Below are 25,300 nucleotides of genomic sequence, written 5' to 3' on the forward strand. Positions count from 1 at the left end.
CATGGAGCTTCTCTCCATCGCCGCCGTCCTGCTCGGATTTCTTGCGCTGCTGCTCGGTGCCGGCGTCTGGATCGCCGTCGCCCTGATGGCGACGGGATGGGCCGGCATGCAATTCGCCGGTGGCGGCATTCCGGCAGGCAGCGTGCTTGCGACAACGGTGTGGGGCAACAGCGCGTCCTGGTCGCTGGCGGCTTTGCCGCTCTTCATATGGATGGGCGAAATTCTGTTCCGCACGCGGTTGTCGGAGGAAATGTTTCGTGGATTTGCGCCCTGGCTGAACTGGCTGCCGGGCCGGCTCATGCACGTCAACGTGCTCGCCTGCGGTGTATTCGGTTCGGTATCGGGATCATCGGCCGCGACCTGCGCCACAGTTGCCAAGATCGCCCTGCCCGAATTGAAGAAGCGCGGCTATGACGAAGACTTAAGTCTGGGTTCTCTGGCCGGTGCGGGCACGCTCGGCATTCTCATCCCGCCGTCGATCACCATGGTGGTCTACGCCGTGCAGGCGAACGTCTCCATTATTCAGGTTTTCCTCGCTGGATTTCTGCCGGGCCTGTTGGTGATGGTGCTCTATTCCGGCTACATCGCGATCTGGTCGCTCGCCAATCCAAAGCGCACGCCGCCGGCCGAACCGCCGATGAGCCTTCGCAGGCGCATTTCAGAGTCGCTCAATCTCATTCCTTGCCTGCTGCTGATCGTGTTCGTCTTTCTGTCGTTGCTGATGGGCTGGGCGACGGCGACGGAATGCGCAGCCTGGGGCGTGTTGGGCTCGCTCGCCATCGCATGGTGGCAAGGCGCGCTGAGCTGGGAATCCTTCTGGGCGAGCGTCATGGGCGCGACGCGGGTCAATTGCATGATCCTCTTGATCCTGGCGGGCGCTTCCTACATGGGCACGTCGATGGCCTATACCGGTATCCCGCTGGCGCTCGCGAGCTGGGTGAACAGCCTGCAGCTCAGTCCCTATGCGCTGATCGCGGCGCTGACCGTCATGTACATCGTGCTCGGCACGGCGCTCGACGGCATTTCCATGATCGTGCTGACCACCGCCATCGTCATTCCGATGGTGAAGCAGGCCGGCTTCGATCTGGTCTGGTTCGGCATTTTCCTGGTGCTGGTGGTGGAAATGGCGGAAGTCTCTCCACCCGTCGGCTTCAATCTGTTCGTGTTGCAGACCATGAGCGGCAAGGATTCCAACACGGTCGCCAAGGCGGCCCTGCCGTTCTTCTTTTTGCTCGTTCTGGCGGTTGCCATCATCACGGTCTTTCCTGCTATCGTTATGGTGCTGCCGCAGATTGCGTTCCCTGGCTAGAGAAAGGTATTGTCATGTTCAGGCTTATTAAGACGTTCGCCATGGCCGCCTGCGTCGCGGCGCTTGCCGCTCCCGCACTTGTTGTTCCGGCAGTGGCGCAGACCAAATGGAATCTCCCGGCGGCCTATCCCGCGGACAATCCGCATTCGGTGAACCTGATCGCGTTCGCCAAGGACGTTGGCGACGCCACCGGCGGCAAGCTGCAGATCACCGTGCATGCCGCCGCCTCGCTGTTCAAGGCACCGGAAATCAAGCGCGCGGTCGCCACCGGACAGGCGCAGGCGGGTGAGGTTCTGATCTCGCTGCATGAGAACGAGGATCCGATGTTCGGCATCGATGTTGTCCCGTTCCTGGCGACGAGCTATCCGGCGGCCAGGAAGCTGTGGCTCGCCTCGAAACCAACAGTCGCAAAGAAGCTCGCATCGCAGGGCTTGATGCTTCTCTTCGCCGTGCCGTGGGGTCCGCAAGGCATTTATGCCAAGAAAGACATCAACACCCTTGACGACATGAAAGGCCTGAAGTGGCGCGCCTATAATGTCGGCACCTCGCGCATCGCCGAGCTCGTCGGCGCACAGCCTGTCACCATCCAGGCGGCGGAGCTGCCGCAGGCGCTGGCTACCGGCGTCGTGAACGCGTTCATGACCTCGGGCTCGACCGGCTACGACAGCAAGGCCTGGGAAAGCATGACGCATTTCTATGATACGCAGGCCTGGATTCCGAAGAACGTGACCTTCGTGAACAAGGCGGCGTTTGACGCGCTCGACAAGCCGACCCAGGAAGCGATTCTCAAGGCGGCGGCGGTTGCCGAAGAACGTGGCTGGAAGCTCGCGGAAGAAAAGGCGAAGTGGTATCTTGAGCAGCTTCAGGCCAACAAGATGAAGGTATTGCCGCCACCTGCGGCGCTGAAGACGGGCCTTGAGAAAGTCGGCGACCAGTTAACCGTCGACTGGCTCAAGAAGGCCGGCCCCGATGGTGAAGCCGTGATCGCCTCCTATAAGAAGTAAGACGATCGTTGTTGCGCGCCAGCAGCGTCCGGCATTCGATTGCCGGACGCAGAGACGCTCAGAAATCCGGCCAATCGCCTCAACCAATCGCGTCGAGCGCGCGGCGAACGGTCGCAAACACCATCTCGATCTCGTTTTCGGCGATGATCAGCGGCGGCGAGAGAACCAGCGTGTCACCGCTGCTGCGAATGAGAACGCCATCGTCGAAACAACGCTTGGCGCATTCCGCGCCGCGCGCCCCCGGGGCACCGTCGCGAGGTGTGACGTCAATCGCCGCCAGCAGACCAATATTGCGGATATCGACGACATGCGGAGCGTCTCTGAGGGCGTGGGCCGCCTGCTCCCAGATTGGCGCCAGCCGCCCGCAGCGCGCGAACAGCTCAAGATCACAATAAACATCGAGTGTCGCCAGCGCCGCCGCGCAGGCGAGCGGATGCGCCGAGTAGGTATAGCCGTGAAATAATTCGATGGCGCTGGACGGGCCGGCCATCAGCGCGTCGTAAACCGACCGGCTGGCGATTACGCCGCCCATGGGCACCGCGCCGTTGGTCATGCCCTTGGCGCAGGTGATCAGATCGGGCGTGACGCCGAATGCCTCGGCGCCAAAGGCCGCGCCCAAACGGCCAAAGCCGGTGATCACCTCGTCGAAAATCAGCAGAATCCCGTGGCGATCGCAGATCGCCCGCAACTGCTCGAGATAACCAACTGGCGGCGGCAACACGCCACCCGAACCGATGACGGGTTCAACGATCACCGCGGCGACAGTCGAGGGATCGTGGATCTGCAACAGGGTCGTCAGCTCGTCGGCGAGATGCGCACCCCATTGCGGCTGGCCGCGCGAGAATGCCGCGTGCTCGATGCTGTGCGTATGCGGCAGATGGTCGACCTCCGGCAACAGCGGCCCGAAATCGCGGCGGTGACGTCCGATCCCGCTGACCGAAAGCCCGCCCCAGCCCATGCCGTGATAGGCTTTGGCGCGGCCAATAAACCGGATGCGCGAACCCTCGCCCCGGGCGCGATGATAGGCGCGCGCGATCTTCAGCGCCGTATCGACCGCTTCAGAACCGGAATTGGTGAAGAAAACATGATCGAGGCCCGCAGGCGCGATCTCCGCAATGCGTCCAGCCAGTTCGAATGCCGCCGGATGGCTCATCTGGAACGAGGAGACGAAGTCGAGCCGTTCGGCCTGCGCCTTGATGGCGTCGACAATGGCGCGCTGCCCATGGCCGGCGTTGACGCACCACAGCCCCGCCATGGCGTCGAGGACGCGCCGTCCGTCCGATGTCACATAATGCATGCCTTCGGCTGCCACGAACAGGCGAGGATCGGCCTTGAACTGGCGGTTGGGCGTGAACGGCAGCCAGAATGATTCCAGCGCCTCCCGATCCAGCGGCGCGGTTTCGCCTGATATCCTGTGGGGCTTGTTCACGACGCCTTCCTTCCAATCTGTGAGCTATCGGGGACAACGGCGTGGATACCGAGTTTGGCCGCCGCATCAAGGTGCTTGCGCATCAGGCTTGCGGCGGTCTCGCACTCTCCCGCTTCGAGGCAATCGAGAATCTTCAGATGCTCGCGGCAGGAAACCACGACGCGCTCGTGGCCGAACGTCCAGTCATAGTTCGCAAAGCGACGCAGCCGGTTCTGCTGCTGGATCGCGACCAGCAGATACCGGTTATGCGCACCCGCCACGAGCCCCTCATGGAACTGCGCGTTCATCTCATAGAGCGCAATGCTCGACGCCTCGTTCCACGGCGTTGCGAGCATGTCGTGATGCCTCTCGCGCATGTCTTCGATCCAGCCTGGCGCAAGCCGATAGCCCGGCTCGAGCAGCGCCGCCGGTTCGATGATCCGGCGAAGGCGATAGCTTTCCGCACGCGCCGTCGGATCCGAAATGGTCGGCAGGAAGCGCCAGCCATGTCCTGGCTTGCGCTGCACGGCGGCGACTTCGCTGAGCCGCACCAATACCTGCTGCACGGTGGCGCGCGTGACGCGGTAGCGACGGATGAGATCGCCTTCAGACACGTCTTCCGCCAACTTCCCGGCGCGGCGATCGCGGGCGATCGCGAGAAACAGCCGATCGGCATCGGTTGGCCCCGGCTGCGGCGGTGTCTTGCGGTCGGCGCGCGCCGTGTCGGCAACAAAATAGCCGCCGCGCTTGCCTGGTCGTACCAATCCACGCCGCGCCAGATGCGCGAGCGCTGCACGCACCGGCGTGCGCGACACATGCAGCCGCGCCGCCAGTGCAACCTCGCCCAGCCGCGTGCCGGGTTCCAGTTGATCCGACCTGATGACCGCGAGAATGCCGGCCTGCAGTTCGCTCTGCAGGCGGGACGGGGCAGTCCGGCCCGACAAACTTTTTTGTTTCATGACATGACAAAATACATTAGGCTTCGCCGATTGCAACCCGAAAGCAGGCGGCAGCGATGGTCGAACCGTTTCCCTTGATCGAGATTTCCGGGCCGCCGCGTGAACGTGGCCGCCAATATGGCCAAAAGGCCGCCGAGCGCATTCGCAAGGGAACGTCGCATTACTTCGCGCAACTAAAGGAACTGTCGCTCGACAGTGCCGGCAGTTCCGCGCTGGTGCGCGACTATCTGCCGGTCATTGAGGCGTTCGAGCCGACCTATGTCGAAGAGATGCACGGCATCGCCGAGGGTGCCGCCGTGCCGTTCGAAGATGTCGTGCTGCTCAACGCGCGCACCGAGATCCTCAAACTGGCGGCCCGCCCCGATTTGCGCGCACGCCTTGCTGGCGAAGACGACCCCGACGGCTGTACCGGTGTCGTCGTATTGCCCGCGGCAAGCAAGGCCGGGCGCCTGATCCATGCACAGAACTGGGACTGGAAACGCGAATGCGCCGAGACCGCGGTCGTCCTTAAAGTACGCCGCGACGATGGACCCGATCTGATGACCTTTACCGAAGCCGGCGCGCTCGGCCGCTGCGGCTTCAACGCCGTCGGCATCGCGATAACCGCGAATTATCTGGAGTCCGACCGCGACTATCGGCAGGTCGGCGTTCCGCTCGCACTGATCCGCCGCAAGGTGCTGGAGAGCGAGCATCTCGCGCTTGCCATGCGCTCCGTCTATTGCACGCAGAAATCGGCCGCCAACAACATGATCGTCAGCCATTGCGAGGGCGTTGCGATTGATTTCGAATGCGCGCCCGACGAGACCTTTCAGGTGCATCCGGATCGCGGGCTCCTGGTGCATGCCAATCACTTCGTTAGTCCGGTGGCGCTCGGCAAGCTAAAGGACACCGGGATCCTCAACACGCCCGACAGCCTTTACCGCGACGTGCGCGTGCGCGGAATTCTCGAACCGCAGATCGGCGACATTACGCTGGACGCCGTGAAGGAAGCGCTGTTCGACGACTTCGCAACGCCGTGGGCGGTGTGCCGGCCGCCGCGACGCAATCTCAGCAACAACCTCAGCGCCACCGTCGCGATGATCCTGATGGAGCCGGAGCGCGGCGTGATGGAAGTCGCTCCCCTGCCCGCGCTCAATCGCCAATTCACGACCTACACGCTCGATATGGCCACGGCTCGCAAGAGCGCCGATCCACAAGCGATGGCCAAGGCCGTATGATGCGTAAGCACCAGGGCGTCGCCGCGTTCACGACCATGGCGATGTCCGCCGGCGTGGCGCTTGCGCTGGCCTGGGCTTCGGCAATACCGGCACTCGCGGCCGGAGGCGTGCTGCGCGCACGCTTCAACGCGGACATCCGCTCGACCGACCCCGGGACCAACCGCGACGCCAACACCGACGGCGTGATGGGACATGTGGTCGAAGGCCTGGTGGCCTTCCGCGAAGATACCTCGATCGGCCCCATGCTGGCGGAAAGCTGGGAGATTTCGCCAGACGGCAAGATCTACACTTTTCATCTCCGGAAAGGCGTCAAGTTTCATAACGGCGCGATCATGACCGCCGATGACGTCGTCTGGTCATTCAAGCGCTGGCTCGATCCCGCGACGCAATGGCGCTGCCTTTCCGAATTCTCCGATACCGGCATCACCAAAATCCTCGGCGTGGACGCCACCGATCCGCAGACCGTGGTGATCACGCTGGAGCGGCCGACGGCGCTCCTGCTTGGCACCCTCGCCAGGCCTGACTGCGGCCAGACCGCCATCCTGAATCGTGACTCCCTCACGCCCGATGGCAAGTGGCGCGAACCGGTCGCCACCGGCCCGTTCAAGCTCGGTGAATGGAAGCGCGGTCAGTATGTCGACCTGATCCGCTTCGACGATTATGTCTCGCGCACCGAGCCGCGCGATGGCTATACGGGTGCGAAGAAGGTCGAGGTCGACAAGGTCCGCGTCAACATCATTCCCGACAGTTCCGCCGCCAAGGCCGGACTGCTGAGCGGCTCGCTCGACATCATCAACAGCCTCTCGGTTCCGGAAGTCGAAGAGCTGAAGTCCCACGCCGAGGTAAAACTCAGCATTACGCCTGCGCTCGGCCTCACCGGCATCCTGTTGCAAAGCAACGATCCGCTGCTCAAGGCCGTCCGCATCCGCCGCGCGCTGGCGCTTTCGCTCGACACCAAGGAAATTGCCGATGTGGTGATGCAGGGCACCGCCCGCGCCAACAATTCAGCACTGCCCATCGGCAGCCCGTTCCACGGTCCTGTCGAAGATCAGGGCTACACCCAGGATATCGCGCAGGCCAGGAAGCTGCTCGCCGAAGCCGGATACAAGGGCCAGCCGATCAAGATGATCGCCAACAAGCGCTACAGCTTCGTGTTCGATTCCGCCGTGCTGGTGCAGGCGATGGCGCAAGCCGTCGGGCTGAAGATCGACATCGAAGTGCTCGACTGGGCGACGCAGCTCGATCGCTACAGCAAGGGCGACTACCAGGCGATGGCCTTCGTCTATTCGGCCCGTCTCGACCCCTCGCTCAGCTTCGAAATGCTGACCGGACCGAAGGCGACCCAGCCACGCAAGGTCTGGGACAATCCGGAAGCGCAGGAGATGCTGCGGCAGTCGATGCTGACCATCGATACCGCCAAGCGGCAGGCGCTGTTCGATGAAATGCACCGGCGTTTCATCGCCGATGTGCCGATGATCGTGCTCTTCAACGGTTCGGAACTCGCGGCACTGCGCAACAACGTGAAGGGCTACGCCGGCTGGCTTTACCCGCAGCCGCGCTTCTGGGGTGTAAGCCTGCAATAACGCAGGCAGGTGGGACGATACTGATGCTGGGTTATCTCGTCAGACGGCTTGCGATGACCATCCCGACCTTGCTGCTGGTCGCGATCACCGTGTTCGCGCTGATACGCCTGATCCCGGGCGATCCGGTGCAGGTGATGCTCGGCGACAGCACGGATCCGGCGCAAGTGGAGCAGTTGCGCCGGCAAATGGGGCTCGACCAATCGATCCCGGTTCAATTCGGCTATTGGCTCGCAAAGGTCGCGGTCGGCGATTTCGGTCACTCGATCACCAATGGGCTCGCCGTATTGCCCTTGATCCTCGAGCGATTCCAGGTCAGCGCGCTCATCGTGCTCGTCGCGGTGACGATCGCCGCCTGCGTCGCGGTACCGGCCGGGCTGATCGCGGCGTGGCGGCAGAACAGCGCGACCGACCTTGCCATCACCGCGGGCGCGACCCTGCTGCTGTCGATTCCGAGCTTCTGGCTTGGACTATTGCTGCTGCTGCTGTTCGGCCTGAAACTGAAATGGCTGCCGGTGATCGGTTATGTTCCGTTCAGCGATAATTTCGGCCAAGCCATGGCCTTCATCGTCCTGCCGATCGCGACGCTGGCTATGATCGAGATCGGCGCGCTGACCCGCATGTCACGCGCCAGCTCGATCGAGGTGTTGCGGCTCGAATACGTCACGCATGCGCGGGCCAAGGGCGCGCCGGAGTGGCGGGTGCTCGGCCGCCATGTCCTGCCCAATGCTTTCGCGCCGACCTGGACCTTGATCGGTCTCATCCTCGGCCATCTGCTCGGCGGTATCGCTGTCATCGAGACCGTGTTTACGCTGCCGGGGCTCGGCCGGCTGCTGGTCGATTCGATCTTCGCCCGCGATTATCCGGTCGTGCAGGGCTGCCTGTTGTTCACGGCGGTGATTTACGTCGTCGTCAATTTGATTGTCGATCTCTGTTATCCCCTGTTCGATCCCCGGGTGGCCGCCGAATGAAGATGCGCGCCAATACCGCGATCGGCGGGTTCCTGATCGGCGTTCTCTTTACAACGGCCGTGACAGCCGCGTTCTGGACGCCGTTCGATCCGCTCAAGGTCAATCTGCGCGCCCGCCTGCAACCGCCGTCCGCGCTCTACTGGCTCGGCACCGACGAGTTCGGCCGCGACGTGCTCAGCCGGGTCATGGCCGGCGCCGCAACCAGCGTCTTGGTCTCCGTGCTGACGGTGACCTTTGCAGTCGCGATCGGCGCCGTCGTCGGTGTGATCACAGGCTATTTGCGAGGCTGGACCGATCGCATCATCATGGCCGTGAACGATGCGCTGCTGGCTTTTCCCGGTATCCTGCTGGCGCTGGCGGTCATGATCGTGACGGGCGCCAACAAGTTCGGCATCGTGCTGGCGCTCGGCATCGCCTACATCCCTTCGGTCGTGCGGGTGGTGCGCGGCACCGTGCTGTCGATCCGGGAGCGGGAATACATCGAAGCCTCTCGCGTCATCGGCAACTCCGAGCTCTATTCAATGGCGCGGCACGTCTTGCCCAACAGCCTCGCCCCGGTCGCCGTACTGGCAACCAGCATGTTCGGCTGGGTGCTGCTGGCCGAGAGCGCGCTCAGCTTCCTCGGCCTCGGCGTGCCTCCGCCGGCGCCAACCTGGGGCAACCTGCTGGCGGCGAGCCGCCCGTATATGGAGAGCGCCGCCTGGCTCAGCATCGCGCCGGGTATTTGCATCGCGCTGACGCTGCTCGGCATCAACCTGCTCGGCGACTCCCTGCGCGACCGTCTTGACCCGCGGATGGTGCACGGATGACCACGCCGCTCCTGACAGTCGACAATCTCCGTATCGAGGCCGCACGCACCGGCGAAGCGGTCGTTGACGACATTTCATTCGACATCGCACGCGGCGAGTTCCTGGCGGTCGTTGGCGAGTCCGGCAGCGGCAAGACGGTGGCGGCGCGCACCGTGCTCGGTCTCCTCCCGCCCGGGCTGCGCCGGACCGCCGGGCGAATTATGCTCGACGGCGAAGACCTCACGGCACTCTCCCCCAAGCGGCTGCGCGCCCTGCGTGGACCGGTGGTCGGCATGGTCTTTCAGGAGCCCATGGTATCGCTCAACCCCGCGATCAGTGTCGGGGCACAGATGGCCGAAGGCCTCGGCCTGCACATGCGGTTGTCCAGGAAAGAAATCAGACAACGCTGCCTCGACATGCTGGAGCGGGTCCAGATTCGCGATCCCGCGCGCACCTTCGACGCCTATCCGCACGAATTCTCCGGCGGCATGCGGCAACGGATCATGCTGGCCTCCGTGATGCTGCTGCGGCCAAAGCTCCTGATCGCCGACGAGCCGACCACCGCACTGGACACCCTGACCCAGCGCGAAGTGCTCGACCTGATGGTCGGCCTTGCCCTCGACCATGGCACCTCGGTGATGCTTATCACCCATAATCTCGGTCTGGTCGCGCGCTACACGCAGCGCGCCGTCGTGATGCAAAAGGGCAAGGTGGTCGAAGCCGGCGCAACCAAGCAGATTCTAACCACCCCGCGCGAAGCCTATACACGCCAACTGATCGACGCGCTGCCCCGGCGCGCGACCGGAATTGCACGGCTCGCGGTCGGCGAACCGCTGATGAGCGTGCGCGGCCTCAAGGTCGAGTTCGGCGGACGGCGGCAGTTTTTCCGCCAACGCCCCGGGCTGCGCGCCGTCGACGCCATCGACCTCGACATTCGCGCGGGCGAGACCGTCGCGGTCGTCGGCGGCAGCGGCTCGGGCAAGACCACGCTCGGCCGTGCGATGCTGCGGCTGATCCCCTCCGCCGCGGGACAAATCCGCTTTCGTGGCAAGGAGGTGCCGGAAGCAGCCGACCGGGATTTTCGGCTCTCCTCGCAACTGGTGTTTCAGGACCCCTACTCCTCGCTGGATCCCCGCATGCGCGTCGGCGAGATCGTCGCCGAACCGCTGCGGCATGTCGCTCAGTTGGCTGCGACCGAGCGCACCAGGCGCGTCGAAAAAATGCTGGACGAGGTGGGTCTTGCGAATTTCGCCAACCGCTGGCCGCACGAACTCTCGGGCGGGCAACGCCAGCGCATCGCAATCGCGCGGGCAATCGTGCGTGGCCCGCTGTTCGTCGTCGCGGACGAGCCGGTTTCCGCCCTCGACATGACCATCCAGGCACAGGTGCTGAAGCTGCTGGAACGCCTGCAGGCGCAATACGGGTTCGCCTGCCTGTTCATCAGCCATGATCTCGCCGCCGTCGAGCAGGTCGCCGACCGCGTCGTGGTGATGCAGGGCGGTCGCATCGTCGAGCAGGGATCGCGCGACGACATCTTCGATTCACCGCAGCACGACTACACCAGGGCGCTGCTCGCGGCGGCGCCGATGGTGGATTTTGTCAAGCCCGAAGCGGCGCGCGTACCCGCGTAGCGTTGGAGAGAGTATAATGAGGCGCCTTGCCGTTCTTTGTCTTGCGATGCTGGCGGCCGCGACACCGGTCCGGGCCGAGAGCGTGCTCCGCACCATGATCACGACCGATATCCGCGGCCTGATGCCGGCCCTGACGACAACACCGGAACCGTGCTGCAGAATGTCTACGAAGGCTTGGTCGCCTGGCGCGCCGACGGCACGGCGGCCCCGATGCTGGCAAAGGAAATCGCAATCTCCGACGACGGCCGGAGTTACACCTTCACGCTCCGCGACGACGTGACCTTCCATAATGGCGCGCGGCTGACGTCGAGCGAAGTTGCCTGGACCTGGGCGCGTTTTCTCGATCCGAAGGCCGGCCGACCGTGCCGCGCCAATTTCGATGGTTCGCGGCAAATCAAGATCGTCGCGATCGAGACGCCGTCGCCGATGCAGGTGATCTTCCGCCTCGCTGAGCCGAGCGGCGCTTTCCTCAGCATGCTGGCGCGCAGCGACTGTGATGGCACCGGCATCGCGCATCCCGATTCGATTGGCGCGGATGGAGTCTGGAAAGACGCCATCGGAACCGGCCCGTTCAAGTTGACCGAGTGGCGACGGGGCCAGTATGTCGAACTGGCGCGCTTCCCCGCCTATCATGCGCGCAGCGAGCCGGCCGATGGTCTTGCCGGCGCCAAGTTCGCCAAACTCGACCGCATACGTCTCACCATCGTACCGGAACCGTCGACAGCGAAGGCGGCGATGCAGTCAGGCGAACTCGATCTCTGGCCGTCCATCGATCCGAAATTCGCGGAGGAGCTGAAGTCCGGCAGCGTCGAGGTCGTAGCCTCACCGGTGTCGTCGCTCAACGCGATCGTCATGCAAACCGGTGATCCCTTGTTGAAGGACAAGCGCATCCGTCAGGCGATCGAGGCGGCGCTCGACTACCAGAACATGGCGGAGTCCCTGACCGATGGCTACGCCAAGCCCAGCACCTCGCTGGTTCCGCTTTCCAGCCGCTATTACGGGCCGGTGCAGAAGAACGGGCATCGCTATGATCCGGCACGGGCGAAGAAGCTGCTGGCGGAAGCCGGATATCGGGGCCAGCCGATCAAGATCACCACCAACTCACGCTTTGCAGTGATGAACGACGTGGCGGTTCTCATCCAGGCGATGGCGCAACAGGTCGGCATCAACATGACCGTCGAGGTGGTCGAGTTTGCCACCCAGCTCAACCGCTATTTCAAGGGCGATTATCAGCTCATGGTGTTCAACTACACGCCTTACCTCGATCCGCTGTTCGGGCTCGACCGTTTCATCGGCGACAAGACCGCGCAGGCCGATCGGGTGTGGGGAAATCCACAGGCGATTGAGCTGCTGGCAAAACTCACCCAGACCTCTTCGCCGGAAGCGCGCCAGCCGCTGTTCGACGATTTGCACACATTGTTCATCGAGGATTCGCCGATGGTGGTGTGGAGCTCCGGCGTCAATGTCTCGGCTTACGCCAAGGCGGTCCGGGGATATGCCCCCTGGCCGGGCCGCAAGCCGCGCTTCTGGAACATGGAGGTCGTGCGATGACCTCGCTCGCCCAGCGCACCCAACACGCCTGGCCCGACGGCGCGCGTTGTGTTATCGGCCTTACGCTTGATTTCGACGGCACGTCGCTGGAGCGCGGCCGCGACCAACTGCCCGTTGGGGCGCGATCGCATGGCCGCTATTCCGCCAAATGCGGCATCCCTCGTTTCGTCGACATGTTCACGCGCCAAGGGGTGCCGTGGACGTTCTACGTCTCCGGCTACGACGCCGAGGAAAGTCCCGACCTCGTGCGCACCATTGCGCGTTCCGGGATCGAGATCGGATCGCACGGCTATCTGCACGAAGGCGTCGATCCCGGTGACGCCGAGCCGGAGCTGCTGGAACGCACGCACAGACTGCTGACGGATATCACCGGCATCGCACCTAAGGGTTGGCGGTCCCCGTCGGGACACAAGACCGCGCGCACGCTGAACAAGCTGCGCGAGCTCGGTTACGTCTACGATTCCAGTGACAAGGATTTCGACCTGCCCTACCTGCTGCGTTACGGGGGTCAGGAGCACGACAACTATGTCTGCCTTCCCAACAACACTTCGAGCCTCGACGACTTTCCGTTCTATCGCGTCAGCTACACGCCGCCGTCGGAAGTGCTGACGCATTGGATGCAGGAGTTCGATGCGATCTATGCCGAGGGCGGCTATTTCAACCTGACCGTCCATCCCCGCGTCGGTTACGGTTCGGGATCGCCGGCGCGGGTCGCGATCGTCGAGAAGCTGATCACGTACATCAAGCGTCATGACGGCGTGCGCTTCGTCGGGATGCTGGAATTGGCGCAATGGTGTCTGAAACGCCCAGCCGACTGGCGGCGGGACTGGAGCGGCCAATGAATGCCTCGATCCGTCCGGTCGCGGTGACCGTCAATTTGCAGGGCAAGACCGTCGAACTGCAACAGCTCGGCGAGGACGCGCTGTTCGGCCGCGCCTCCTACGGCAAATATGCCTACGCGGTCGGCTGCGAGCGGCTGTTTGGACTGCTCGACCGGCACGGCATCAAGGCGACAGTCTTCGTCCCTGGCGCGGAAGCCGAAGCCAATCCCGATTATGTGGCCGCCCTCACTCACCGCGGCCATGAGATCGCTGCGCACGGCTGGGCGATGGAGGCCATGGATGCACCCGGAATCGACGAACGTGCACTGATCGAGCGCACGCATGCCACGCTCGTGCGCGTCACTGGTCGCGCTCCATCCGGATTCCGCGCACCGCACGGACGGTTCACCGAGCGGACACTCGGGCACCTCGCGGCGCTCGGCTACCGCTACGATTCAAGCTTCCAGGATGATGACCGGCCCTACCGGCTCGATGCTGACGGCGGCGGCGGCATGATCGAGGTGCCGCAGTCGGAAATCCTGATCGACGCCACGCTCTACGCGCAGCGGCAGACCCATGACCGGGTCATGAAGACCTGGCATGAGGAGATCGAGGCCATGCACAGGGAACGCTGCCTGATCACGCTCACGCTGCATCCGCGCAGCGACTATGGCAGCGCGCGTGCGAGCCGTATCGCGGCACTCGATCGGCTGCTGACGTGGCTGCGCGGCCTCCCTGGAGTTGCATTCATGCGGTGCGACACGATCGCGGCGGCGGCCGATGATTTTCGTTCGGAAGCGCGCCGGGGATAGAGAACGGCCGAGTTCGGACCGGCGCCGCAGACTTCACCCGGCTTCGATGCACGCTTCCATGATCCTGTCGATCTCGGCGGTCGCGAGAACCCCGATCTCGGCAATGAATACGATCCGTGCCCGCGGCACCCCGGCCGCCAGTGCCCCGGCCGCGAGTTCCCCGCCCGGCGCCAACGTCGCGCGCCCGCCGGCGAGCTGAAACACCATCAACCGCCCGGGCTGCTCCACCGTCTCGAACAACCCCTTCGCCCGCGCGAGCTTCGGCGCCAGCCGACCGATCGCTTGCTGCAATCGGAGCAGCGACACCGGCCGTTCCGATGTCCAGCTCAGCGTCTCGAACCGGTCAGCCGCAGGCCGTCGCGGCCCCACCTCACGCGGCGCCGGCACGCGGTCCACATCCGCGGGGAATAGCAGGGCCGTGGGGACTTCGCCGTGCGGCGCATCGACCAGCACCGCCGCCGGACGTTGCGCCCGAATAACATCGCGCAGTTGCGCGCAAGCCGCCGCGTCCGCCATATCCACCTTGCTCAGCGCCACCACGTCGGCCGCCCGCAATTGGGACCGTAGCAACGCGTCGCTTAGTGCTTCCGCATTTGTCGTCGCGTCCACCACGCACAGCACCGCTTCCAGCGGCGCCTCCCGCCAGATCAGGGGATCCATCAGGTTGCGGACGATATCCGAGGGATCGGCGATCCCGCTGGTTTCGATCACGATGAACTCCGGCTGCGGATCACGCCGCAGCAGGGCGGCGAGCGTGCGCAGCAGATCGCCTTCCAGCGAGCAGCAGATGCAGCCGTTGCTCAGGCTGACCACCCCGTCGCTGGCGCCCGCGATCAGCTCCGCGTCGATATTGATCGCGCCGAAATCGTTGACCACGGCGGCGATCCGCCTCCCTTGCGCATGCGCGAGCAGATGGTTCACGACCGTGGTCTTGCCCGCCCCGAGGAAGCCGGTGACCAGCAGGATCGGGACCGGCACAATCAGCTCTCGGCAACGGGCCGGCGCACCGGCCGGCCGGGCCTCGCCGCCACATCCAGCACGCCATCTGATATCAGCGGCTGGCCGCTGACCACCAGATGCCGCACGCCCTCTGACGGGCGGTTCATCGCCGAGAAAGTCGCCCGGTCGGTCAGCGTTTCGAAATCGAACACGACAATGTCGGCATCCGCACCCGGCTGCAGCCTTCCCTTGGTACGCATGGCGGGCGTGCTGTGGGAAAGAATCTCCGCCGGGATCAGGGCGCATTTGCGGATGCCTTCCAGCAGCGACACCGCCTTGCGCTCACGCACCCACTCGCGGATGAAACGGGTGAAGCAACCCGCCGAACGCGGATGCGAGGTGGCGTCCTTTGGCAGCGGCCAGGCGTCGCCAGTGTAAGGGCTGCCGTCCGACAGCGTCCATGGCATCGCGTCGGAGGCGATCGCGCCGCCGGGATACAGCACCGATATGTCCAGCAGGTCCCGATGGTGCGGATTGTTCTCCGTATCCAGTATATGCCACAGCACCAGCGTGGACGGCTCCTCCGCCTGTGCCGCCAGCAATTCCTTGCGGTCGCGGAAGCGCCGCCCGTCGGTCACGCGCTGCACCGAATCGTAGCCTAATCCATTGCGCGCCTCGAACTCCGGGTCGCTGAAGAAGGCCGCCGCCAGCACCGTCGAACCGGTGCCGTACGGATAGGCCTCCACCGTGATCGGCAGGCCCTGCGCCTGCGCCTTCTTCACCAGCACGGCGCAACGCTCCACGTCGGTCTTGCTGGAAGAGTTGAAGTGGCAGATGTGCATATGCGCGCCGGTGGCGCCGGCATAGCCGATCAGGCGGACATAGGCCTCGGCGGCGCTTTCCGGATCGATACGGGACATGTAGGCGACGTGGGTGAAGGTCGCCACATCATGCGCCGCCGCCAGCTGGCACACCGCGGTCAGCTCCTGGACGCCAGCGCCCGGGGCATAGGCGTTGAGGATGCCGATGCCGATGCCGCCCTCGTTCAGTCCGATGGCGAGGCGATCGAGGATGCCGGCCACCTCGGTATCGCTGGCCACGTTGTCGATCCAGCGGCGATCGCGCATGGCATTGCCGAACGCCTCCAGCGAGCTTTCGGCGTTGGAGCCAGTCATCGCGCCGATGCGCGCGAAGGCCCAGTTCGCAGCGGCGCCGTAGTTCAGCACGCGCCCCTTGGCGGCCTGGCGCCGATACCAGGATGCGACCGGCAATACGCCCGCCTCGAGGTCGAGCGTCGTCGTCACCCCGTCGAACGCCTGCATGCGGTCGGCCGGGATCGACTGGCCGTGCGCGTGCAGGTCGATGAAGCCGGGAGCCACCACCAGCCCGGTCGCGTCGATCACCCGCTCGGCGCTGCCGAACCCGGTGCCAACAGCGGAGATCCGGCCATCCAGCACCGCCACATCGCCAATGGCGTCCATCCCGCTTGCCGGATCCACCACCCGGCCGCCACTGATTACCAAGCCAGTCATATCGCTACTCCCTCACGCAAAACTTTAGTCCGGCAAGGCCGGCAGCCGCTCCGTAGGCACCTAGACCGCCCACGCACGAGCTGTCTCGATTTCAATAGAGACAGATTTTCGGACCGACGACCACCTCCGCTGATGCTGACGCATCATGCGTATTGCGCCACATCCTTGGCATTCATCGCGGCGTGGCCGAGACCGGCTGCGTGTTCATCAGCTTGGAGCAGTTCGGACTGGCGCCGCATTTCCGACGCGCCGCCGAAACCGGCAGCGTCAGGATTCACGAGCTTGATGGCCCGGCCATCGCCGGCGGCCTGCGCGCCGCCGCCTGCGACCTGCCCTACGGCCTGATCCCGGACATGTGCACGGATCTTCCGCGCGTCAATCCGCAGACCTATCAATCCGTCCCCCGCGCGCCCGGCGAACGCGCCATGTTGAAGGTGCCGGCCATTCATCTTGACGTGACGCTGCTTCATGCCCAGCAGGCCGACGAACTCGGCAATGTCCAGTATTTCGGCCCGGTATTCTTTGACGTGCTGATGGCGCAAGCCTCGAAGAAGGTCATCGTGTCGGTCGACCGCATCGTCCCCACCGAGACTATCCGGCGGGACAATCATCTGACCAAGTTGCCCTCGGCATTCGTGGACGCCGTGGTCGAGGCGCCCTTTGGGGCCCATCCGACTTCCAGCGGCGGACTTTACGAGGCCGACGACGATCACCTTGCGGAGTACGTCCGGGCCAGTGGCGGAAGTGCTTCCTTTACAAAATATCTCGAAACCTATGTCAGCGGCGCCGCCACGCAAGCCGATTATCACCGGCGCATCGGCAGTCCGCATCTGCGCGAACCCGCGAGCCGATAATGGCCGGATTGCATCCAGCGGCTGAGCCGCGGCCGGGGCCCTTGCAGGGCATTCGGGTACTCGATTTCACCGCCATGCTCGCCGGCCCGCATTGCGCGCGGCTGATGGCCGACCTCGGCGCCGAAGTCATCAAGATCGAGGGGCTCGAAGGCGATCTGATCCGCAGCCGCCCGCCGCTCCGCGACGGCAACAGCACCTATTTCGGCGCGCTCAATTGCGGAAAGAAGAGCGTCGCGATCGACCTCAAGACCGATGCGGCGAAATCGATCATTCATGCACTGGTAAAGCAATCCGACGTCGTGCCGGAAAATTTCCGTCCCGGCGTGATGGCGCGGCTGGGCTTCGATTACGCGACCCTGAGTCGGCACAATCCGAAGCTCGTCTATTGTTCGATCTCCGGCTATGGACAATCGGGCCCCGGCGCCACGCGCGCCGCCTACGCGCCGATCGTCCACGCCGCCAGCGGCTACGATGCCGCGAACCTCAGCTATCAACCAACTCAGGATTATCCTGCTTCGACGGGCATCTTCACCGCCGACATTCTTTCGGGCGCTTACGCTTTCGGCGCCATTCAGGCCGCCCTCGTCCATCGCGAACGCAGCGGACAGGGACAGGCCATCGACGTGTCGCTGATGGACTCGATGCTCAATCTGATGGTGTTCGAGTGCCAGGAAACGCAATTCCCAAGCGAACGCCGGCGTCCGGTCTACGCGCCCATGAAGACCAGGGATGGTCACGTCATCATCGCCCCCATCAGCCAAAAGAACTTCCAGCAGATGGCGGAAGCGATGCAGCGGCCGGACCTGAAAACAGATGTGCGGTTCGCGACCGGTCAGGCGCGTGTCGAAAACTGGACTGCACTGATGGCGGTCATCGAGCAATGGACCGAACAACACACCGGCATCGAGATCGAAGCCATCATGGACGCCAACGGCGTCCCCTGCTCGCGCTTCCTCACCGTTGCGGATGCCATGAAGGATCCACAACTGGCGGAACGAGGCAGCCTTTCCCGAATAAAGGACGGTGCCGGCGAATTTCTGGTGCCCAACGCGCCATTTAAGTTCACGACGCCGACGGCGGCCGGGCCGACGGTATCCGGCCTTGGAGCGGACAGCACGGACGTGCTTTCGCGCCTGCTCGGCATGTCGGGCGAACAGATCGACACGCTGCGCCGCCAAGGTGTCCTTTCGCGTTCGGACTGAACGTCAACCGACGTCGTCCAGCGGCGCCGGCTCACCGAGCGGCACCAGCGTCGCGCCGTCAAAACGCGTGAGTTGGAGATGATGGATCGCACGATAATCCGTCGGCGAATTGTACACGCCGATGCCGTCGCCGAACATCGGAGGCACGATCCCTTTGAGCGAGGTCGCCTGCTTGAGCAGATTCTCACGCTTCCTCTTTCGGCTCCGCATGCGATGCCTGACGCCTGTCTGACGATGGCCTCGTCCTGCGGGGTTCGGTCATTGGGGCAGCATGCTCAGAAAGTGCCGGGATAGGCGCCGCCGTCGATCAGAATGTTCTGCCCAGTAATGTAACTGGCCTGCACCGAGCACAGGAACGCACAGGTCGCGCCGAACTCATCCGGGTGTCCGAAGCGCTTCGATGGATTACCTGACTTGATTTGCTGGGTGACCTGATCCACCGGACGTTTGGTGCTGGCAGCCAGCGCCTGCAGATTCGATTTCAGCCGATCGGTATCGAACGTGCCCGGCAGCAGATTGTTGATCGTGACGTTATGCTCGGCGGTGGCGCGCGCCAGGCCCGCGACAAACCCTGTCAACCCTGAACGTGCGCCATTTGACAGACCCAACATGCCGACCGGCGCCTTCACCGCGTGAGACGTCACGTTGACGATCCGCCCGAATTTGCGCGCGATCATGCCGTCGATGGTGGATTTCATGATTTCGATCGGCGCCAGCATGTTGGCGTCGAGCGCCTTGATCCAGTCGTCGCGGTCCCAATTCCGGAAATCGCCCGGCGGCGGACCGCCAGCGTTGTTGACGAGAATATCCGGATCGGGGCAAGCGGCGAGAATGGCGTTTCGCCCTTCCTGGGTCGTGACATCAGCTGCGACGGCAACTGTTTCTGCACCGGTGGCCGCTTGAATTTCGGTCGCTGCCTGCTCCAAAACTTGCCGGCGCCGGGCAACGATGATCAGCTTTACGCCTTCGTTTCCGAGAGCGATCGCACAACTCCTGCCCAAGCCCATGCTTGCCGCACAAACAATTGCCGTGCGCCCTCGAAGACCAAAATCCATCTTTTTTCCTGACCCGACTGTCTCGGCATCCCGCCGTTAGGTAGATGCCTGCTGCTTATTGATCGTTCGGCAAACCAACCCGCGATTCTCGTCATGGCGCCGTCTAGTCGGAGACGATTTTCAGATCTTCGAGGGAAATCATCTCACCCATGCCAACCCATTGCTTGCCATCGAACTGCGCAAGCTGCATGTTGTGGAAGGCATCGTAATTGTCTGGCGAGTTGTAGATCTTCACGCCGTTCAAGATAAGCGGCGGCGTGTAGCCCTTCAGGTTGGTCGCTTGATGGAGCAAGTTCGCCCGGGTGAGATCGTCGCCGCACAGCTTCAAGACATGCGCGATCGCCGAAGCGTTGTTGTAGCCGGGGATCGCCGTCGCATCATCCAGGTTGAGGCGCGGCATGTATTTTTGCGCGATCGCCCTGTATTCCTTTACGCCTGCATCATCTGCTTCCGCCGGATCAGTGACATTCTTTTCCCAGCGCGCGGTGATAAGGCCCTTGGCATTTTCGAGTCCGGCGGGCACCAGCGTCGCTCCAACCGAACTAGAGTTCGAGTTGATGATGAAGGTCGGTTGCCAGCCAAGGCTCGCAACCTTGCGGATGGCTTGCGCCGCAAATTTCGATGCGCTCAGTTGAACAAAGACATCCGCGCCGCTCAGCTTGAGTTCGACGACCTGGCTCTCGATCGTCGGCTCGGTCATCTCATGGCTGATTTCCTTGGCGATCATCTGCGAAGCCCGATCGCCAAGCCCCAGCTTCAGTCCACGAAGATAGTCCTTGCCAAGATCGTCGTTGACATACTGAACCGCGATCTTTGCATTCGGCTTCGCCTTGAGCAGATACCGGCCAAATACGGCCCCTTGCGCGATGTACGAGGGATAGAACGGGACGATCCAGGGGAAGCCCTTTGGATCATTGAATCTAACGGCCCCGGACGTGAGAAAGAGGCTCGGCACACCCTTGCCGTTGAGGTACTTGGACACTGCGGCGTTCGGCGGTGTCCCCAGAAAGCCGGCGATGGCAAACACCTCATCGGACTCGACGAGCTTGCGTGTTTGTTCAACCGCCTTCGGCGGGCTGAATGCGTTGTCGAGCGATATGAGGTTTACCTTGCGGCCGTTGATCCCGCCGCGGTCATTGATCATTTCGAAATAGGCCGTTTGGGCCTGTCCATAAACCCCGTAGGCAGATGCCGGGCCGCTGTAAGGCGACGTGGTGCCCAACTTGATCTCGGTGTCCGTGACGCCAATATCGTAATTCTTTGCGGCGAGGGCTTTCCTGGAGCGGGCCAATGTCAGCGCAACGGCGCCGATACCTGCCACGGCAGAACGACGGGTGATTGAGTTCATAACAGCCTCCTCCAGAATAGCAGTTGACAGTCATCATCCTGCGCCGGCCTCGCCGGTCACCGCACTCACTCAAGACATATCGTCGCCTCGGCGCAGACCGACGGGAGCAACGCGTTGTCAATTTCCCTGAAGTCGCCTTCCGTGAGTTCGATCGGCGCCGAAAATGTCAGCGCATCCATGTGGCCGTTGAGAATGGTCGGATAGCGCCATTCGGCCGTTGCGACGGTGCGGGCGCCAACGCGGAACTCGATCGAAAGCGGTTGTGGCGCGCTTGAACCGTGCCCGCTCTGATAGCCGTCGCCGATACAATAGATTTCGAACTGGTACGCGGCACCACGACGCTGGATCGCTATTTCGATATCCAGCAAGCCAAAGGTGGGATCAGCCTTCAATCCTTCCTGGTAGAAATAGACAAACGGAATCCGGCCGTATTTGCTCTCACCGCGACTTGCATCCGATGGCACCTGCGCGTCGCTGCGGCCCGGCGTACGCGGCGGCATCGGACCGAGCAGGCACATCTGCGGCAATGACCGGCACTCAACCACGCGCTCGGCTCCCTTGCGCTGACGCGGCATCCGGCGCTTTGGCCTTGTCGAGCCTTTTCACGTCATATGTACGGCCGAGAAAGGCGAAGGCGTTGTCGGCCAGAACGGCGTCGACGCCCAACGCGCGCGATGCAAATGCGCCGGGCTGTTTTTGCCGGATCGAAAAGGGGTAATCCGATCCGACGACGATGTGATCGCTGCCGACGGCGCTGGCGAGGAACGACAGCGATGCCGGATCGTAAAGGATCGTATCGTACCAGAATTGACGCGCGATCTTCGACGGCGGCTGGGACATCTGGCCCTTCAGGCCGAGCGACCATCCGAAATCCATTCGCGGCAGGATCCACGACAGCGCACCGCCGCCGTGGCTGAGCAGGATGCGCAGCTTCGGAAAGCGCTCGATAACTCCGGCGGCGAGCAACGACACCGATGCGAGCGCCGTCTCAAGGGGAAATACCGCCGTCGCCGCAAATTCAGGGCTGGCGGCCACCCGCTCCATCCCGGCCGGATGAAGCGGATGCACAAAAATTCCGAGGTCGAGCGCTTCGGCAGCTTCATAGAGGGGAAACAGGGCTTCGCTTCCGAGCGCCACGCCATTGACATGCGTTCCGATTTCGATTCCGGCAAAGTCCAGCGCCTTGACCTTTTGCAACTGGCGCACCGCGCGCGGCACGTCCTGTACGCAAGCCATTCCGATGCCGGCGAAGTTGCGCGGTGCCCTGGCGATCATGGCCGCGATCTCGTCGTTCATGATGTCGGCGAGATACTCCGCATCGTCGGGCGGCAGCCAATGCGACAACAGTTCCGGCATCGGCGACAACACCTGCATGTCAGTACCGTCATCGACCATGTCCGACAGGCGCCGGTCGACATCCCAGGATCGCGTATCGATTTTGCGAAATACCTTGCCCGCGATCATCACCGCGGCCTGATCGCCGCCAGACAGCTCAACGCTGGGCCACCGCCGGTCCCGCTTGGGATCGGCAGCCAGTCGCGAAGGCACAATGTGGGTGTGAACATCGATCACAGCGCCCACCGCGTCTCTCCCTGATGCCCTTGACGGGCTTATGCATCGATCGGAGCAACCCTTGCGAAACGGCGCTCAATCCGCAGTTTTTACTTTACAAACAAGATTGATTGTTTCTTATTTGGAGTCAAGACGTCTTTTGAAAGCGTCACGATGGCTGCCGTATCTGGCGGCGCCACAGGGAGCGACCGCGGTGAACCTGTCGAAGACACGCGTCGTGATCGTCGGAGCCGGCCAGGCTGGAGGCCGCGCAGCCGAGGCCTTGCGTGCAGCCGGCCATAGCGGACCGATCACCCTGGTCGGCGAAGAAGCCCACCTTCCCTATGAGCGGCCGCAGCTCTCCAAGGCGATCCTGCTCGACGGCGAACCCAATCCGGCGTTCATCCGCAGCTCCGGCGACTGGGCCGGGCTTGGCGTGACCCTGTCGACGTCTTCCCGTGTCGTCGCCGCCGATATCGACCGACGCGAGATCGGGCTGAAAGACGGTCGCACGTTTGCATTCGACCAGTTGCTGCTGGCGACGGGCACGCGCCCTCGCCGAATGGCCGAACTGGAAGGCACCGCGCTGCCCGTCAGCTATCTCCGCTGCATGGACGATGCGCTGGCGCTGCGAAGCGCGTTGCAGCCGGGCAGGAAGGTCGTTCTGGTCGGCGGCGGCGTCATCGGTTTCGAAGTGGCATCCGCGGCGGTTGCGCGCGGCTGCGATGTTGTCGTTCTCGAGAAGGCCGAAGCCGTATTGCCCCAGATCGGCTCGCCGTCGCTTAGCCGGTATGCGCAAGCGCTTCATGCCGCCAAGGGCGTGAAAATCATGTGTGGCATCACCATCAAGCGGGCGGCAGCAACCGGCATTGAACTTGACGACGGAACCGTCGTTCCTGCCGACATGGCGCTTGTCGGCATCGGCGTCGAAGCATCGGTCGACCTCGCGCAACAGCTTGGACTCGAAACCCGCCATGGCATCAAGGTCAGCACGTCAGGCGCGACCGCCATCGATGGCGTCCATGCGGCCGGCGACGTCGCCGAACAGTGGAGTCGGTGTCACGACCGCTGGATGCGGCTCGAAAACTGGGCGAACGCACAAAATCAGGCGATCGCGACTGCGAAGAACATCGCTGGCGAAGCGACGATCTATGACGCACCGCCCTGGTTTTGGTCCGACCAGTATGGCGCCAACATCCAGATCGTAGGCCATCCCGGCGGCGGCGATGAAATCGTCAGGGGCGACGTCGCCAATGGACGCTTCACGACGCTCAGTATCCGCGACGGCGAGGTCGTTGGCGGAATAGCCGTCAATTCCGCGCGCGACATGTCGGTTCTGCGCCGTCTCGTCGCATCGCGAAGGACAGTCCGCAGAACCCACCTCGAAAACCCGCAATTCGAACTGAAGCGCTCGCTTGCCTCATAGAACTCACTTGCCTCACAGAAAGGAAATGCCATGAACGCCGATAATGCTCAACCGGCCCTGCTCGTGGATCCGGCGCAACGCGTCTTCAAGGTGGCGCGCCGCAACTTCGTCGATCATGAAATCTTCGAGGCCGAGAAGGAGAGAATCTTCGACCGCTGCTGGCTTTATCTCGGTCATTCCTCAGAGCTGCCGAAGCCTGGAGATTTCATCAGCCGTTCGGTGGCGGGCCGCAGCATTCTCTTTACCCGGGACGCCAAGGGGCAGCTTCGGGCGTTGTTGAACACCTGCCCGCATCGCGGCGCGCAGGTTTGCCGCGAGCGCAAGGGCAACGCCAAATCGTTCCAGTGCTTCTATCACGGCTGGGTGTTCGGAGCCGACGGCAAGCTGCGCAGCCAGCCCGGTGAAGAGTCTTATCCCGACGGGTTCAAGGCCCGCGATACCTCGAACATGCAGGCCGTGCCCCGCTACGAAAGCTATCGGGATTTCAATTTCGTCTCGTTCGATCCGAACATTGTCTCGCTCGAACAATATCTCGGTAACGCAAAGGAGTATCTCGACGTCATCTGCGATCAGACCGACGCCGGCATGTCGATCGTGGCCGGCAGCCAGGAATATTCGATCCGCGCCAACTGGAAGCTGCTGACCGAGAACAGCATCGACGGCTACCATGCGATGACCACGCATGCGAGCTACTTCGACATCCTGATGAACACCACCGATAATATGAGCGCAGGCACCGGCGGTGGTTTCGGTTACGATCTCGGCGGCGGGCATGCGGTTCTGGAATATGGCGCACCGTGGGGTCGGCCGGTCGCGCAGTGGATCCCGGGCTGGGGCGAAGCCGGCAAAACCGAAATCGCCCGGCAGTACGACAAGCTGGTCGGGCTATACGGCAAGGACCGGGCCGACCGGATCGCGCTGAAGAACCGCAACCTGTTCATCTTCCCGAACCTCGTCGTCAACGACATCATGGCCTTGACGGTCAGAACCTACTTCCCGATGGCGCCCGATTACATGGTGATCAACGCCTGGGCACTGGCGCCGAACGACGAAACGGCGTGGGCGCGCAAGTACCGGCTCAATAACTTCCTCGAATTCCTCGGCCCCGGCGGATTTGCGACCCCCGACGATGCCGAAGCGCTCGAGCACTGCCAGCGCGGCTTCAAGAATTCAAAGGAAGCGATGTGGAACGACATCTCCAAAGGAATGGGCAAGGACAAGCCCTCGCACAATGACGAGCTCCAGATGCGCGCATTCTGGACCCAGTGGAACAGGCAGATGTTCCCGACGCCCATCCCCAGCATCAAAGACGTTGCAGCCTGAGGAGGCCGACATGCATTCC

Annotated in this window: 23 protein-coding genes; 14 read left to right on the forward strand and 9 right to left on the reverse strand. The window is 63.3% G+C overall.

Annotated elements, in window-relative coordinates; genetic code table 11:
• The first annotated feature begins 1 nt into the window (after position 1).
• A complete protein-coding gene (locus V1283_RS30575) occupies positions 2–1,309 on the forward strand; it encodes a TRAP transporter large permease (protein ID WP_334390337.1) in 1,308 nt (435 codons plus the stop codon).
• A gap of 14 nt (positions 1,310–1,323) precedes the next feature.
• On the forward strand, positions 1,324–2,313 hold the full coding sequence (locus V1283_RS30580) for a TRAP transporter substrate-binding protein (protein ID WP_442895791.1): 990 nt from the start codon (positions 1,324–1,326) through the stop codon (positions 2,311–2,313).
• Positions 2,314–2,392: 79 nt separating this feature from the next.
• Here the strand turns inward: V1283_RS30580 and V1283_RS30585 are convergent, their stop codons facing one another.
• Positions 2,393–3,742, reverse strand: coding sequence for an aspartate aminotransferase family protein (locus V1283_RS30585; RefSeq protein ID WP_334390338.1), 1,350 nt, complete (start codon positions 3,740–3,742; stop codon positions 2,393–2,395).
• Complete coding sequence (locus V1283_RS30590) at positions 3,739–4,680, reverse strand: GntR family transcriptional regulator (RefSeq protein WP_334390339.1); 942 nt, start codon at positions 4,678–4,680, stop codon at positions 3,739–3,741. The genes V1283_RS30585 and V1283_RS30590 overlap by 4 nt, the downstream gene beginning before the upstream one ends.
• Positions 4,681–4,736: 56 nt before the next feature.
• Between V1283_RS30590 and V1283_RS30595 the strand changes: the two genes are divergently transcribed.
• From V1283_RS30595 to V1283_RS30630, 8 genes are all read left to right on the forward strand, one after another.
• Positions 4,737–5,897: a C45 family peptidase gene (locus V1283_RS30595; protein ID WP_334390340.1), complete on the forward strand. Its 1,161-nt coding sequence runs from the start codon at positions 4,737–4,739 to the stop codon at positions 5,895–5,897.
• Entirely contained in the window at positions 5,897–7,480 is a 1,584-nt protein-coding gene (locus V1283_RS30600) for an ABC transporter substrate-binding protein (RefSeq protein WP_334390341.1), read from the forward strand. Before V1283_RS30595 ends, V1283_RS30600 begins: the two co-directional genes overlap by 1 nt.
• Positions 7,481–7,503: 23 nt before the next feature.
• Positions 7,504–8,448, forward strand: a complete 945-nt coding sequence (locus V1283_RS30605; RefSeq protein ID WP_334390342.1) for an ABC transporter permease — start codon at positions 7,504–7,506, stop codon at positions 8,446–8,448.
• Entirely contained in the window at positions 8,445–9,257 is an 813-nt protein-coding gene (locus V1283_RS30610) for an ABC transporter permease (protein WP_334390343.1), read from the forward strand. The genes V1283_RS30605 and V1283_RS30610 overlap by 4 nt, the downstream gene beginning before the upstream one ends.
• Complete coding sequence (locus V1283_RS30615; protein WP_334390344.1) at positions 9,254–10,867, forward strand: ABC transporter ATP-binding protein; 1,614 nt, start codon at positions 9,254–9,256, stop codon at positions 10,865–10,867. Before V1283_RS30610 ends, V1283_RS30615 begins: the two co-directional genes overlap by 4 nt.
• A 150-nt stretch (positions 10,868–11,017) precedes the next feature.
• Positions 11,018–12,418, forward strand: a complete 1,401-nt coding sequence (locus V1283_RS30620) for an ABC transporter substrate-binding protein (RefSeq protein ID WP_334390345.1) — start codon at positions 11,018–11,020, stop codon at positions 12,416–12,418.
• Positions 12,415–13,260, forward strand: coding sequence for a polysaccharide deacetylase family protein (locus V1283_RS30625; RefSeq protein WP_334390346.1), 846 nt, complete (start codon positions 12,415–12,417; stop codon positions 13,258–13,260). The genes V1283_RS30620 and V1283_RS30625 overlap by 4 nt, the downstream gene beginning before the upstream one ends.
• The gene (locus V1283_RS30630) at positions 13,257–14,051 is read left to right on the forward strand and encodes a polysaccharide deacetylase family protein (protein ID WP_334390347.1); all 795 of its coding nucleotides are present in this window, start codon (positions 13,257–13,259) and stop codon (positions 14,049–14,051) included. The genes V1283_RS30625 and V1283_RS30630 overlap by 4 nt, the downstream gene beginning before the upstream one ends.
• A gap of 33 nt (positions 14,052–14,084) precedes the next feature.
• On the opposite strand, the gene V1283_RS30635 is transcribed toward V1283_RS30630, so the two are convergent.
• Both V1283_RS30635 and V1283_RS30640 read right to left on the reverse strand, forming a co-directional pair.
• The gene (locus V1283_RS30635) at positions 14,085–15,029 is read right to left on the reverse strand and encodes a CobW family GTP-binding protein (protein WP_334390348.1); all 945 of its coding nucleotides are present in this window, start codon (positions 15,027–15,029) and stop codon (positions 14,085–14,087) included.
• A gap of 2 nt (positions 15,030–15,031) precedes the next feature.
• Positions 15,032–16,522 (reverse strand): amidohydrolase family protein, encoded by a 1,491-nt coding sequence (locus V1283_RS30640; protein ID WP_334390349.1) that lies wholly within the window; start codon positions 16,520–16,522, stop codon positions 15,032–15,034.
• Between the two features lie 200 nt (positions 16,523–16,722).
• Between V1283_RS30640 and V1283_RS30645 the strand changes: the two genes are divergently transcribed.
• Together V1283_RS30645 and V1283_RS30650 are read left to right on the forward strand one after the other, a co-directional pair.
• Positions 16,723–17,376, forward strand: a complete 654-nt coding sequence (locus V1283_RS30645) for a CoA transferase subunit A (RefSeq protein WP_334390350.1) — start codon at positions 16,723–16,725, stop codon at positions 17,374–17,376.
• A complete protein-coding gene (locus V1283_RS30650; protein ID WP_334390351.1) occupies positions 17,376–18,578 on the forward strand; it encodes a CaiB/BaiF CoA transferase family protein in 1,203 nt (400 codons plus the stop codon). The genes V1283_RS30645 and V1283_RS30650 overlap by 1 nt, the downstream gene beginning before the upstream one ends.
• A 3-nt stretch (positions 18,579–18,581) precedes the next feature.
• Here the strand turns inward: V1283_RS30650 and V1283_RS30655 are convergent, their stop codons facing one another.
• From V1283_RS30655 to V1283_RS30675, 5 genes are all read right to left on the reverse strand, one after another.
• On the reverse strand, positions 18,582–18,788 hold the full coding sequence (locus V1283_RS30655; protein WP_334390352.1) for a hypothetical protein: 207 nt from the start codon (positions 18,786–18,788) through the stop codon (positions 18,582–18,584).
• Between the two features lie 65 nt (positions 18,789–18,853).
• Entirely contained in the window at positions 18,854–19,633 is a 780-nt protein-coding gene (locus tag V1283_RS30660) for an SDR family oxidoreductase (RefSeq protein WP_334390353.1), read from the reverse strand.
• A gap of 103 nt (positions 19,634–19,736) precedes the next feature.
• Positions 19,737–20,981 (reverse strand): ABC transporter substrate-binding protein, encoded by a 1,245-nt coding sequence (locus tag V1283_RS30665; RefSeq protein WP_334390354.1) that lies wholly within the window; start codon positions 20,979–20,981, stop codon positions 19,737–19,739.
• 65 nt (positions 20,982–21,046) lie between these two features.
• Positions 21,047–21,526, reverse strand: coding sequence for a hypothetical protein (locus tag V1283_RS30670; protein ID WP_334390355.1), 480 nt, complete (start codon positions 21,524–21,526; stop codon positions 21,047–21,049).
• Positions 21,519–22,562: an amidohydrolase family protein gene (locus V1283_RS30675; protein WP_334390356.1), complete on the reverse strand. Its 1,044-nt coding sequence runs from the start codon at positions 22,560–22,562 to the stop codon at positions 21,519–21,521. The genes V1283_RS30670 and V1283_RS30675 overlap by 8 nt, the downstream gene beginning before the upstream one ends.
• A gap of 184 nt (positions 22,563–22,746) precedes the next feature.
• Between V1283_RS30675 and V1283_RS30680 the strand changes: the two genes are divergently transcribed.
• Both V1283_RS30680 and V1283_RS30685 read left to right on the forward strand, forming a co-directional pair.
• A complete protein-coding gene (locus V1283_RS30680) occupies positions 22,747–23,958 on the forward strand; it encodes an NAD(P)/FAD-dependent oxidoreductase (protein WP_334390357.1) in 1,212 nt (403 codons plus the stop codon).
• Positions 23,959–23,988: 30 nt separating this feature from the next.
• Complete coding sequence (locus V1283_RS30685) at positions 23,989–25,281, forward strand: aromatic ring-hydroxylating oxygenase subunit alpha (protein ID WP_334390358.1); 1,293 nt, start codon at positions 23,989–23,991, stop codon at positions 25,279–25,281.
• Positions 25,282–25,300: the final 19 nt, after the last annotated feature.

It is taken from the genome of Bradyrhizobium sp. AZCC 2262 (assembly GCF_036924535.1).
Lineage (GTDB): Bacteria > Pseudomonadota > Alphaproteobacteria > Rhizobiales > Xanthobacteraceae > Bradyrhizobium.